The sequence below is a fragment of the Mycobacterium sp. genome (assembly GCF_036488105.1).
Classification (GTDB): Bacteria; Actinomycetota; Actinomycetes; order Mycobacteriales; family Mycobacteriaceae; genus Mycobacterium.
In genome coordinates this window covers 1-13020 of sequence record NZ_DASXHW010000446.1, presented here as the reverse complement: position 1 = coordinate 13020, position 13020 = coordinate 1, and the positions used below count along the sequence as shown (strand labels likewise).

The 13020-nt window shown below is 66.4% G+C and carries 13 protein-coding genes and 1 pseudogene; all 14 read left to right on the top strand.

Annotation, left to right across the window (positions count from 1 at the left end):
- A pseudogene (locus VGH54_RS23595) lies at window positions 1-1197 on the top strand (cell division protein FtsH); the annotation flags it as partial.
- An 18-nt stretch (window positions 1198-1215) separates the two neighbouring features.
- A complete protein-coding gene (folE, locus tag VGH54_RS23590) occupies window positions 1216-1824 on the top strand; it encodes a GTP cyclohydrolase I FolE (RefSeq protein WP_331514532.1) in 609 nt (202 codons plus the stop codon).
- A 20-nt stretch (window positions 1825-1844) separates the two neighbouring features.
- On the top strand, window positions 1845-2663 hold the full coding sequence (folP, locus tag VGH54_RS23585; RefSeq protein ID WP_414688779.1) for a dihydropteroate synthase: 819 nt from the start codon (window positions 1845-1847) through the stop codon (window positions 2661-2663).
- Window positions 2656-3045 (top strand): dihydroneopterin aldolase, encoded by a 390-nt coding sequence (gene folB / locus VGH54_RS23580; RefSeq protein WP_331514529.1) that lies wholly within the window; start codon window positions 2656-2658, stop codon window positions 3043-3045. Before folP ends, folB begins: the two co-directional genes overlap by 8 nt.
- Complete coding sequence (gene folK, locus VGH54_RS23575; RefSeq protein ID WP_331514528.1) at window positions 3042-3584, top strand: 2-amino-4-hydroxy-6-hydroxymethyldihydropteridine diphosphokinase; 543 nt, start codon at window positions 3042-3044, stop codon at window positions 3582-3584. Before folB ends, folK begins: the two co-directional genes overlap by 4 nt.
- Window positions 3584-4060 carry a DUF3180 domain-containing protein gene (locus VGH54_RS23570; RefSeq protein ID WP_331514527.1) on the top strand — a complete coding sequence of 159 codons (477 nt, stop codon included), beginning with the start codon at window positions 3584-3586 and terminating at the stop codon, window positions 4058-4060. The genes folK and VGH54_RS23570 overlap by 1 nt, the downstream gene beginning before the upstream one ends.
- A gap of 87 nt (window positions 4061-4147) precedes the next feature.
- Window positions 4148-5758 (top strand): DUF6779 domain-containing protein, encoded by a 1611-nt coding sequence (locus VGH54_RS23565; protein ID WP_331514526.1) that lies wholly within the window; start codon window positions 4148-4150, stop codon window positions 5756-5758.
- 111 nt (window positions 5759-5869) lie between these two features.
- Window positions 5870-6781, top strand: coding sequence for a Rossmann-like and DUF2520 domain-containing protein (locus VGH54_RS23560; protein ID WP_331514525.1), 912 nt, complete (start codon window positions 5870-5872; stop codon window positions 6779-6781).
- Window positions 6778-7722, top strand: a complete 945-nt coding sequence (gene panC / locus VGH54_RS23555) for a pantoate--beta-alanine ligase (protein WP_331514524.1) — start codon at window positions 6778-6780, stop codon at window positions 7720-7722. The genes VGH54_RS23560 and panC overlap by 4 nt, the downstream gene beginning before the upstream one ends.
- A complete protein-coding gene (gene panD, locus VGH54_RS23550; protein WP_331514523.1) occupies window positions 7722-8129 on the top strand; it encodes an aspartate 1-decarboxylase in 408 nt (135 codons plus the stop codon). Before panC ends, panD begins: the two co-directional genes overlap by 1 nt.
- A 13-nt stretch (window positions 8130-8142) precedes the next feature.
- The gene (locus tag VGH54_RS23545; protein ID WP_331514534.1) at window positions 8143-8958 is read left to right on the top strand and encodes a type III pantothenate kinase; all 816 of its coding nucleotides are present in this window, start codon (window positions 8143-8145) and stop codon (window positions 8956-8958) included.
- A gap of 122 nt (window positions 8959-9080) precedes the next feature.
- A complete protein-coding gene (gene lysS, locus VGH54_RS23540; RefSeq protein WP_414688778.1) occupies window positions 9081-10586 on the top strand; it encodes a lysine--tRNA ligase in 1506 nt (501 codons plus the stop codon).
- 118 nt (window positions 10587-10704) lie between these two features.
- Entirely contained in the window at window positions 10705-11043 is a 339-nt protein-coding gene (gene lsr2 / locus VGH54_RS23535) for a histone-like nucleoid-structuring protein Lsr2 (protein WP_285185623.1), read from the top strand.
- 254 nt (window positions 11044-11297) lie between these two features.
- Window positions 11298-13020 (top strand): ATP-dependent protease ATP-binding subunit ClpC (gene clpC1, locus VGH54_RS23530; protein ID WP_331514521.1); only part of this gene is annotated, 1723 nt, incomplete at its 3' end.

Sequence of the window (13020 nt, the reverse complement as noted above, 5' to 3'; positions counted from 1 at the left end):
GAGGCGGCGCTGCTGACCGCCCGCGAGAACGGCACGGTGATCACCGGCGCTGCTCTGGAAGAGGCAGTGGACCGGGTGGTCGGCGGGCCGCGGCGCAAGAGCCGGATCATCAGCGAGCAAGAGAAGAAGATCACCGCCTACCACGAGGCCGGGCACACGCTGGCCGGCTGGGCGATGCCCGGCGTCGATCCTGTCTACAAGGTCACGATCCTGGCCCGGGGTAACACCGGCGGCCACGCGTTGGCGGTGCCCGAGGACGACAAGGGTATGCACACCCGGTCGGAACTCATTGCCCGGCTGGTGATGGCCCTGGGCGGCCGAGCCGCCGAGGAACTGGTGTTCCACGAGCCCACCACCGGTGCGGTGTCTGACATCCAGCAGGCCACCAAAATCGCGCGCGCGATGGTCACCGAATTCGGAATGAGCTCCAAGCTCGGCGCGGTCAAATACGGCACCGAACACGGAGATCCGTTCCTCGGCCGGACCATGGGCAACCAAGCCGACTACTCGCATGAGGTCGCCCGGGATATCGACGACGAGGTGCGCAAGCTCATCGAGGCGGCGCACACCGAGGCCTGGGAGATCCTCACCGAATACCGGGACGTGCTGGACATTGTGGCCGGCGAGCTGCTGGAGAAGGAAACCCTGCACCGTGCCGAATTGCAGGCGATCTTCGGGGACGTCGAAAAGCGGCCACGGCTAACCCTTTTCGACGACTTTGGTGGCCGCATCCCGTCGGACAAGCCGCCGATCAAAACACCGGGCGAGCTGGCCATCGAGCGTGGCGAGCCGTGGCCCAAGCCGGAGGCCGAGCCCGCTTTCAAGGCTGCCATCGCAGCGGCGGCGCGTGATGCCGCGCAGGCCGAGGCTGAGCGAACGACCAACGGCAACAACGGTTCTCATGGAGGTCCGCAATCCACCCAACCCGATTACGGTGCCCCGGCGGGCTGGCACGCCCCGGGATGGCCGCCTCCGCAACAGTCGCCCGCGCAACAGCCGCCGGGTTACTGGTACCCACCACCCCTGCCGACGCAGCCGCCACCGCACTGGCCTGCACCGCCGCAGCACCACGCGGGTCAGCCCTACCCGCCGTATCCGCCGTATCCGCCGCCCGGTACGCCCGCACCGGAGACAGGCCAGGCCGCCGACCCTCCGGGTAGCGACCCGAGCCCGTCCAACCCGTCGACACACGGCTGAAACGAACGGAGTTCTGCGATGGTGCGGCCGAATTCTCACTACGCGACCCTGAACGGACGAGTCTTCGATCAAGTGCGCGCCGAGGCGGCTGTCCGCGAGTTGCTCTACGCGATCGGAGAAGACCCGGACCGGCACGGGCTGGTGGACACCCCGGCCCGCGTCGCCCGCAGCTACCGGGAGATGTTCGCTGGCCTTTACACCGATCCGGATACCGTGCTGGACACCACCTTTGACGAACAGCACGACGAATTGGTGTTGGTCAAAGATATCCCGCTGTATTCCACCTGCGAGCACCATCTGGTGGCATTTCATGGTGTTGCTCATGTCGGCTACATCCCCGGCCACGACGGACGGGTCACGGGTTTGTCCAAGATCGCCCGACTGGTCGACCTGTACGCCAAGCGGCCGCAAATCCAGGAGCGGCTCACCGCGCAGATCGCTGATGCCCTGATGCGCAAACTGGACCCGCGTGGAGTCATGGTCATCGTCGAAGCCGAACATCTGTGCATGTCCATGCGCGGCGTTCGCAAACCAGGTGCCGTCACCACGACCTCGGCCGTGCGTGGCCAGTTCAAGTCCGACAACGCACTTCGAGCCGAGGCGCTCGAACTGATCCTGCGCAAGTGAGCACGACGCACCTCCAGGTCATGGGGGTTGTGAACGTCACCGACGACTCGTTCTCGGATGGCGGTCGCTATCTTGACGCCGATCGTGCTGTTGAGCAGGGCCTGGCGTTGGCCGCCGAGGGTGCGTCGATCATCGACGTCGGGGGTGAGTCGACCCGCCCCGGTGCGGTCCGCGTCGACCCACGCGTCGAGACCGATCGTGTTGTCCCCGTCGTCAAAGAGCTTGCATCGCAAGGAATTACCGTCAGCGTAGATACGATGCATGCCGGCGTGGCCCGTGCCGCGCTGGAAAGTGGCGCATCGATGGTCAACGACGTGTCGGGCGGGCGGGCGGACGCCGCCATGGCGGGCCTACTCGTTGAGGCCGACGTGCCGTGGGTGTTGATGCACTGGCGTTCGGTATCGGCCGATCGACCGCATCAGTTGCCGGCCTATCGCGATGTGGTGGCCGAAGTACGCGCCGAACTCATGGCCTGCGTCGACGACGCGGTTGCCGCAGGAGTCAATCCGTCGAAGCTGATCGTCGACCCTGGTCTGGGATTCGCCAAGTCCAGCCAAGATAATTGGGCGTTGCTGCATGCGCTGCCGGAGTTGGTGGCCAGTGGCATCCCGGTGTTGGTCGGAGCGTCGCGCAAGCGTTTTCTCGGCAGCTTGTTGGCGGGCCAGGACGGTACGGCACGGCCACCCGATGGCCGTGAGACGGCAACCGCGGTGGTGTCGGCGCTGGCCGCGGTGCATGGCGCGTGGGGGGTGCGGGTACATGATGTGCGAGCTTCGGTCGACGCCGTCAAAGTCGTCGATGCGTGGACGCGAGGCGGGATGATGGGATCTGATGGCTGACCGAATCGACTTGCGCGGCTTGACCGTTCACGGCCACCACGGGGTATTCGACCATGAACGCGGCGACGGCCAGGATTTCGTCGTCGACATCACCGTCTGGATCGACCTGGCCAATGCCGCGGCCAGCGACGACTTGGCTGACACCTACGACTACGGCGTGCTGGCCGAGCGCGCGGCGGCCGTCATCGCCGGCCCGGCCCGCAATTTGATCGAAACTGTCGCCGGCGAGATCGCCGAGGACGTAATGCACGACAAACGAGTGCACGCCGTGGAGGTGACAGTGCACAAGCCGCAAGCTCCGATTCCGCGGAGCTTCGACGATGTAGCCGTGGTGGCCCGCCGATCACGGCGCGGCGGACGTGGTCAGGTGGTCCCCCTATGACCCGCGTCGTCTTATCCATCGGGTCGAACATCGGTGACCGGCAGGCGCGGCTGCAGTCGGTGCTCGACCGGCTGGGCGACGCCGTGCAGGCGGTCTCCCCGGTCTACGAGACGGCGGCCTGGGGCGGCGTCGAGCAGGGCCCGTTCCTCAACGCGGTGCTGATCGCGGAGGACCCGACGCTCGACGGACACGGCTGGCTACGCCTTGCCCAGGAAATGGAGGTCGCCGCGGATCGCGTGCGGGGGCAGCGGTGGGGCCCGCGGACCCTCGACGTGGATCTGGTCAGCTGCTATCTCACGTCGCTGGATGGAAATAGCGAGCTGTTCTCCCTTGACGACGGCCTGACCCTGCCGCATCCGCTGGCCCACCTGCGCGCCTTCGTGCTGATTCCGTGGCTGGCCGTGGATCCGGACGCGACGTTGACGGTGGCCGGCGGAAAGCAGTCGGTGGCCAAGTTGCTCGCCGAGCTGGATGCGGGCGATCGCTCCGGCGTCCGGCGCACCGATGTGGTGCTCGAGCCGCGCGCGTCGGAAAGCTGATGGGGCCCACCAGAAAACGTGACCTGACCGCAGCGGCGCTCGGCACGGGGGTGGCGGGATACCTGCTGGTTGTGCTGCTCTACCGGTGGTTTCCGCCGATCACGATATGGACGGGTTTGTCGCTGTTTGCGGTCGGCGTTGCCGAGGCCGGGTGGGCACGCTACGTGCGAACCAAGATCAGCGCCGGTGAGATCGGCGACGGACCCGGCTGGCTGCATCCCCTCTCGGTGGCGCGCAGCCTGGTCGTCGCTAAGGCGTCGGCCTGGGTAGGGGCGCTGGCGTTGGGCTGGTGGGGTGGGGTTCTGGTGTTCCTGTGGCCCCGCCGGTCATGGCTCAGGGTGGCGAGCGAAGACACCGTCGGGACGGCGGTCGCAGCCACCAGCGCGCTGGCTCTGGTGGTTGCTGGGCTGTGGTTGCAACATTGCTGTAAGTCGCCGGGAGATCCGACCGAGAACGGTGAGGGCGCCGACGGTTAGCTCGGTGCGCGGCGGCCGATTAGTCCAGGTGAGAAACGCCGGAGCACGGCGACACGCGGAGTGACCTCGGGCCGGTACATTTGGGCCATGACCGATCTGTCCCGCGGCGCCCGCGTGCGGCGCGGCGGCCGCAGACCGGGTTGGGTGCTGCTGACCACGTTGCTGGTCTTGGCGATCGGTGCCAGTTCTGCACTGGTTTTCACCAGCAGGGTGGAGCTCCTCAAGCTTGCCGTGATCCTCGCTTTGTGGGCGGCCGTGGTTGCGGCGTTCGTTTCGGTGATCTACCGCAGGCAAAGCGACGTGGATCAGGCCCGGGCGCGGGACCTGAAGCTGGTCTACGACCTACAACTGGACCGGGAGATCTCCGCGCGCCGCGAATACGAGCTCACCGTCGAATCCCAGTTGCGCCGAGAGCTGGCTTCCGAGTTGCGCGCGCAAGCCTCCGATGAGGTGTCGGAGCTGCGGGCCGAGCTGGCGGCGCTGCGCACCAACCTGGAGATCCTGTTCGACGCCGAGCTCAGCGACCGTCCGGCGCTGGAGAGTGAACGCAGGCCCGTGCGCGGCTACAGCGAATGGGACCGCGAGAACGAGAGCGCCCGCGAGCGGATCAACCGGGTCGCGTCGGTACGCGCCGAAGAGCCGTCCCGGCGCATCGACGACTCGATCATCGACGTACACGAGGAGCCGCTGGTTCCTACTCCGCCAAGGCAGCCCGCTCCGGACAGCTATCAGCAGGCGTACGCCCAGCAGCAACCCGCAGACGCGTACGCACCGCCGCGGCAAAACCGGGCGCCGGAGTCGCAGCAGGCACGGGAACCTGAACGCGGCGCCCATTGGCGTCAGAGCAACGACACCGGACAGTCGGGCGCGTGGGCTGCGCCCGCAGCGCCACCCGCCGCCGAGCGTCCGCCGGAAGGCCAGGGCTGGGCCCCACCGGAACGGCAATCGCCGTCCGGCGGTTGGGCCGCGTCGGTGCCACCGCCGACACCCGGGCCCCAGCGATTCGAGCCGCGGCAGCGCCCGCGCCGTTCACATCGGCGGGCTGAGGCGCCTCCGCAGCCCGAGCCGCCACCGCAACACCCGCGGATTCCATGGCCGCCGCCGCCGGAAGAGCCCCGGCAGCAGGAGCAGCCGGCCTGGCAGCCGGTCAGCTCCGAGGGCCAGCGGTTGCCTGCCGGAGCGCCCGGCAGTCACCTTAACGCCGGCCAGTCCGACAGCGCCGCGCCGTCGTCGTGGGCCTACGACAACGCGCCATCCCGCGACAGGACGTCGCATCGTTCGCCGGGTATCGACGATCCGCCGGTCGAACGACCGGGACGGCATTCCAGCGGACCCGCCGAACCGCCGGCGGGCCAGGCCGGCGAACCCGCGGCCGAATGGGGCGAGTCGGGCCGTCGCGCACGGTCTCGCCATGCCGCGGACTTCCCCGACCCCGGCGTCAGCGGGTCAGCGACACCGGCGCCGGCGATGTCTCCGCCGCCGCCTCCTCCGCCGCCGTCGGCGCCGTCATCGCTGGACAAGGGGCCGGCGATGTCTCCGCCGCCGCCTCCGCCGCCGCCGAGCGCTCGTCATCGCGGCACGGACCCACACTCCGAGACCGAGGAGCCGCCGTCGGGCGGCCAGTCGGTCGCCGAATTGCTGGCGCGGCTGCAAACCGCCCCGTCCGAGGGCGGTCGGCGCCGTCGCCGCGAAGACTGAGGCGAATACCACAGCGTCGTCGCAGCGTCTTCGCGGTAGAGTCGTTACGACCGTCCGGTACCCGCTACGCGGGACTGGAACGAACCAAGAGAGTTGTGAGGGTCGTCTGCGATGGTGCAGTTCGACGGGTTGCGCCCCGCTCGGCTCAAGGTGGGGATCATCTCCGCAGGCCGGGTGGGAACCGCTTTAGGTGTGGCGCTGGAACGCGTCGACCATGTCGTGGTTGCGTGCAGCGCCGTGTCCCGCGCGTCCCGGCAGCGTGCCGAGCGCTGGCTGCCCGACACCCCCGTCGCTCCGCCGCCCGACGTCGCCGGTAACGCCGAGCTTTTGCTGTTGGCCGTGCCGGACACTGAGCTGGCGGGCCTGGTTTCGGGCCTGGCTGCCACATCCGCGGTGCGCCCGGGCACCATCATCGCGCACACCTCTGGATTCAACGGCGTTGACGTGCTGGCGCCGCTCAGCGCCCAGGACTGCATACCGCTGGCGATTCATCCCGCGATGACGTTCACCGGATCCGACGAGGACATCTCCCGGCTGCCGGGCACCTGCTTCGGGATCACCGCAGCCGACGATGTCGGCTACGCGATCGCGCAGGCCCTGGTGCTCGAGATCGGTGGCGAGCCGTTCCGGGTCCCCGAGCAGGCCCGCACGCTGTACCACGCCGCATTGGCCCACGCCGGCAACCACATCGTCACGGTGGTCGCCGATGCCCTGGATGCTCTGCGGGCCGCGGTGTCGGGCACCGAACTGCTCGGTCAACAGCTCGTAGACAACCAACCCGGCGGCATCGCCGAGCGCATCCTCGGACCGCTGGCCCGCGCGGCACTGGAGAACACGCTGCAGCGCGGTCAGGCCGCACTCACCGGACCGATCGCGCGCGGTGACGCCGGCGCCGTGGCCGGTCACCTCCGCGCGCTGGAGGCGGTCGATCCCCAACTGGCACAGGCCTATCGGGTCAACGCAATGCGCACCGCCCATCGGGTGCACGCACCCGAGGACGTGCTGGAGGTGCTGGCGCGGTGAGCATCCATCAGCCGCCGAAGTTCAATGCCGGCGAACTGAACGTCTACCCCAACCCCGGCGATGTCCGCGAGGTCGGCCGCGCCCTGCGCCACACCGGTCGACGAGTGATGCTGGTGCCGACCATGGGCGCGCTGCACGACGGACACCTCGCGCTTGTCCGCGCCGCCAAGCGAGTGCCAGGTTCGGTGATAGTGGTGTCGATCTTCGTCAACCCGCTGCAATTCGGCGCTGACGAGGATTTGGACGCCTACCCGCGGGTCCTCGACGACGACCTCACGCTGTTGCGCTGTGAAGGAGTCGAAATTGCCTTCACCCCAAGCGCTGTCGCGATGTACCCGGACGACCGGCGGACCACGGTGTACCCCGGCCCGCTCGGATCCGAGCTCGAGGGCTCGGCCCGACCCACACATTTCGCCGGCATGCTGACCGTGGTCTGCAAGCTGCTGCAGATCGTGACGCCTGACCGAATCTTCTTCGGCGAGAAGGACTATCAGCAGTTGGTCCTGGTTCGCCAGATGGTCCGCGATCTCAACATCGATGTTCAGGTCGTCGGTGTGCCGATCGTGCGCGAGACGGATGGCCTGGCGATGTCGTCGCGGAACCGCTACCTGAACGCCGCACAACGCGAGCTGGCCGGCATCTTGTCGGCGGCGCTGCTGGCCGGGTCGCGCGCCGCGGCCGCCGGCGCGGATGAAGCGCTGCGAGCGGCGGGTTCGGTGCTGTCGGAGGTGCCCGCGATCGACGTGGACTACCTCGAAGTGCGCGACAGCGCGTTGGGGCCCGCCCCGGTCAGCGGTGCCGGACGCCTGCTGGTCGCCGCCCGGCTCGGCAAGACCAGGCTGCTCGACAACGTCGCAATTGAAATCGGAACCACCGTCGGCGCCGACGGGCGAGTGCCCGCCCTCGCGGCTGAATCCCTCGAATCATATTGGAGGAATTGATGTTACGAACGATGCTCAAGTCGAAGATCCACCGGGCCACCGTCACGCAGGCCGACCTGCACTACGTCGGCTCGGTGACGATCGACGCCGACTTGATGGATGCGGCCGACCTGCTCGAGGGCGAACAGGTGACCATTGTCGACATCGACAACGGCGCGCGGCTGGTCACGTATGCGATCACCGGTCAGCGTGGCAGCGGCGTGATCGGAATCAACGGCGCTGCCGCACATCTCGTGCATCCCGGTGACCTGGTGATCCTGATCGCCTACGCCCAGATGGACGATGCCGAGGCGCGCAGCTACCAGCCGAAGATCGTCTTCGTCGACGCGGAGAACCGGGCCGTCGATCTGGGCAACGATCCGGCGTTCGTTCCCGCCGATGCGGGCGAGCTGGTCTCGCCGCGATGAAGGCCTTCTAGTCGTGCTGCTGGCCATCGATGTCCGCAACACGCACACCGTCATCGGGCTGATCTCGGGCTCTAAGGAGCACGCGAAGGTCATGCAGCAGTGGCGGATTCGCACCGAATCCGAAATCACCGCGGACGAACTCGCGTTGACCCTCGACGGTCTGATCGGTGACGATTCGGATCAGCTCACCGGCGCGGCTGCGCTGTCCACGGTGCCATCGGTGCTGCACGAAGTGCGGCAGATGCTCGAGCAGTACTGGCCGACGGTGCCGCACGTGCTGATCGAGCCCGGTGTTCGCACCGGCATCCCGCTGCTGGTCGACAACCCGAAGGAAGTGGGAGCAGATCGAATTGTCAACTGTCTAGCGGCTTTTCAGAAGTACGGAACCGCGGCCATCGTGATCGACTTCGGATCTTCCATCTGCGTGGACGTGGTGTCCGCTAAGGGTGAATTCTTGGGCGGTGCGATTGCGCCGGGCATACAGGTTTCCTCCGACGCCGCTGCGGCCCGCTCGGCTGCCCTGCGGCGGGTCGAGCTGGCCCGCCCCCGTTCCGTGGTCGGTAAGAACACCGTCGAGTGCATGCAGGCCGGTGCCGTGTTCGGCTTCGCCGGCCTGGTGGACGGCCTGGTCGGCCGGATCCGCGACGACGTCGACGGGTTCGCCGGCGACAACGTCACGGTGGTCGCCACCGGACACACCGCGCCCCTGCTACTGGCCGAGCTGCATTCGGTCGATCACTATGACCAGCACCTGACCCTGCAAGGGCTGCGTCTGGTCTTCGAGCGCAACCGGGACAGCCAGCGCGGACGGCTCAAGACCGCACGCTGACTGCCCCGGAGGCTCGTCGCGAAACAGAAGCAAGGGTTACACGTGGGTCAGGATCACAACCCCTGCTTCTGTTTCGCGGCTCCGACCGCGCACTCAAGGCCGTGAGCACTCCTTTAAGCTGGCTGGTCGTGAACGCCGGCGACGCAGATATCCCCGAGCAGTTCCGGATACGCCGGGACAAACGCGCCCGCCTGGCTGCCGAGGGCCGCGATCCCTATCCCGTCGAAGTCGGGCGCACCCACACCCTGGCCCAGATTCGGGCCGCATATCCCGACCTGCCGGCCGATGCGACCACCGGTGACATCGTCGCGGTTGCCGGCCGGGTGGTGTTCGCCCGCAACTCGGGCAAGCTGTGCTTCGCCACGCTCCAAGAAGGCGACGGCACCCAGCTCCAGGTGATGCTCAGCTTGGCCAGCGTCGGCGAGGAAGCGCTGGAGGAATGGAAAGCCGACGTCGATATCGGCGACATCGTCAGCGTGCACGGAGAGGTGATCAGCTCGCGGCGCGGCGAGCTGTCCGTGCTCGGCGACAGTTGGCAGATGGCCTCCAAGGCGCTGCGACCGCTGCCGGTGGCGCATAAAGACATGAGCGAAGAGTCGCGGGTGCGACAACGCTACGTCGACCTGATTGTGCGTCCACAGGCACGCACTGTTGCCCGCCAGCGGATCGCCGTCATTCGCGCAATACGGAACGCGCTGGAGCAACGCGGTTTCCTGGAAGTCGAAACTCCGATGTTGCAGACTTTGGCGGGCGGCGCGGCGGCCCGCCCGTTCGTCACGCACTCCAATGCGCTCGACATCGACCTCTACCTGCGGATTGCCCCGGAACTGTTCCTGAAGCGCTGCGTCGTCGGTGGGTTTGACAAGGTGTTCGAACTAAATCGGGTGTTCCGAAACGAAGGTTCCGATTCCACACATTCTCCTGAATTTTCCATGTTGGAGACCTATCAGGCGTATGGCACCTATGACGATTCCGCTGTCGTAACCCGCGAGCTTATTCAACAGGTGGCAGACGAGGCGATCGGCACTCGACAACTTCCGCTACCCGATGGCAGCGTGTATGACATCGACGGAGAATGGGCGTCGATTGAAATGTATCCGTCACTATCGGCGGCTCTTGGTGAAGAGATCACACCAAACACCAGTGTCGATCGCTTGCTCGCTATCGCGGCAGGCCTCGAAGTCGAAGTGCCCGCCGATCGCGGGTATGGGCACGGCAAGTTGGTCGAGGAACTCTGGGAACACACCGTCGGCGCCGGGTTGGCGGCGCCAACGTTTGTCAGGGATTTTCCGGTGGAGACAACCCCATTGACGCGTCAGCACCGCAGCATCGCCGGTGTTACCGAAAAGTGGGACCTGTATATTCGCGGGTTCGAACTGGCTACCGGATATTCGGAATTGATCGATCCGGTGGTCCAGCGGGAAAGGTTCGCTGAGCAGGCCCGGGCCGCAGCGGCCGGCGACGACGAGGCAATGCTGCTCGACGAGGATTTTCTCGTTGCCCTAGAGCACGCTATGCCGCCGTGCACTGGAACCGGAATGGGCATCGATCGGTTGCTGATGGCTTTGACTGGCCTGTCAATAAGGGAAACAGTCCTATTTCCTATTGTGCGGCCGCATAGCAACTGAGTATTTTGGAGGGTCGTATTGAATAACGCGTCCGCGTATGGCAGATTGATGCGGCGGGGGCGGTCCGAGCACGTGTCTGTATGGCAAGTGTCTAAGAAGAAAGCATGAGGCTCAGCCAATGGCGAAGAAAGTGACCGTCACCCTTGTCGATGATTTCGACGGCGAAGGTGCCGCCGATGAAACCGTCGAATTCGGCCTCGACGGCGTGACCTATGAGATTGACCTTTCGGCCAAGAATGCGACGAAACTCCGCAATGACCTGAAGCAGTGGGTCGAGGCCTCCCGCCGGGTCGGCGGTCGCAGGCGTGGACGTTCCAGCTCGGGCCGCGGCCGTGGAGCCATTGATCGCGAGCAGAGCGCGGCAATCCGGGACTGGGCCCGTCGCAATGGCCACAACGTGTCGACTCGGGGCCGTATCCCGGCCGACGTCATCGACGCGTTCCACGCCGCGACCTAAACCGGAGCGCGGCTATACGCGCTTTCGCTGGTGGCGAACTGATCGGCCACCAAAATTGGGAAACGATTCACAGTTTTCCCGCGTTGTTCTGTTGCAACCGCGTTGTAGCCGGGTAACGCCGCCATGGGGGTTCGGACCGCAAGGTAGGAAGCCCGGCCGGTCGCCCACTACAGTGGAAGGCAGGTACCGCGGTGTCGGCCCCTGTGCCGAGAATGACTGAAGTACCGATGTTGAGGGAGAGCAGGTAACCGCCAATGTTCGAACGTTTTACGGACCGTGCCCGCAGGGTTGTCGTCCTGGCGCAAGAAGAGGCCCGGATGCTCAACCACAACTACATCGGCACTGAGCACATCTTGCTGGGCCTTATCCACGAAGGCGAAGGGGTAGCGGCTAAGTCGCTGGAGTCACTGGGCATCTCGCTGGAGGGTGTCCGCAGCCAGGTCGAGGAGATCATCGGGCAGGGCCAGCAGGCTCCGTCCGGTCACATTCCGTTCACCCCGCGCGCGAAGAAGGTTTTGGAACTGAGCCTGCGCGAGGCGCTTCAGCTCGGCCACAACTACATCGGCACCGAGCACATTCTGCTCGGTCTGATCCGTGAGGGTGAGGGCGTTGCCGCCCAGGTTCTGGTCAAGCTGGGCGCCGAGCTGACCCGGGTGCGCCAGCAGGTGATCCAGCTGCTGAGCGGCTACCAGGGCAAGGAGACCGCGGAGGCCGGTACCGGTGGCCGTGGTGGCGAGTCCGGCAGCCCGTCGACCTCGCTGGTGCTCGACCAGTTCGGCCGCAACCTGACGGCGGCGGCGATGGAAGGCAAGCTCGACCCGGTCATCGGCCGCGAGAAGGAAATCGAGCGGGTCATGCAGGTGCTGTCCCGGCGCACCAAGAACAACCCGGTGCTGATCGGTGAGCCCGGCGTTGGTAAGACGGCAGTCGTGGAAGGCCTCGCACAGGCGATCGTGCACGGCGAGGTTCCCGAGACTCTGAAAGACAAGCAGCTGTACACCCTCGACCTGGGTTCCTTGGTGGCCGGCAGCCGCTACCGCGGTGACTTCGAGGAGCGCTTGAAGAAGGTGCTCAAGGAGATCAACACCCGCGGCGACATCATCCTGTTCATCGACGAGCTGCACACGCTGGTCGGTGCGGGTGCCGCGGAGGGTGCGATCGACGCGGCGTCGATCCTCAAGCCGAAACTGGCCCGTGGCGAACTGCAGACCATCGGCGCGACCACGCTCGACGAGTACCGCAAGTACATCGAGAAGGACGCGGCGCTGGAGCGCCGGTTCCAGCCGGTACAGGTCGGTGAGCCGACGGTGGAGCACACCATCGAGATCCTCAAGGGCCTGCGGGACCGCTACGAGGCGCACCATCGGGTTTCCATCACCGACGGCGCGGTGACGGCTGCCGCTACTCTGGCCGACCGCTACATCAACGATAGGTTCTTGCCGGACAAGGCAATTGACCTGATCGACGAGGCCGGTGCCCGGATGCGGATTCGCCGGATGACGGCTCCGCCAGACCTGCGCGAGTTCGACGAGAAGATCGCCGACGCCCGCCGGGAGAAGGAGTCCGCGATCGACGCGCAGGACTTCGAGAAGGCGGCCAGCCTGCGCGACCGCGAGAAGCAGCTGGTTGCCCAGCGTGCTGAGCGTGAAAAGCAGTGGCGCTCAGGCGATCTCGACGTTGTCGCCGAGGTCGACGAAAACGAGATCGCCGAGGTGCTCGGCAACTGGACCGGTATCCCGGTGTTCAAGCTGACCGAGGCCGAGACCACCCGGTTGCTGCGGATGGAAGACGAGATCCACAAGCGGATCATCGGCCAGTCTGATGCCGTCAAGGCGGTCTCCAAGGCGATCCGTCGTACCCGTGCCGGGCTGAAGGACCCCAAGCGCCCGTCCGGTTCGTTCATCTTCGCCGGCCCGTCCGGTGTGGGTAAGACCGAGTTGTCCAAGGCGCTGGCGAACTTCCTGTTCGGTGACGACG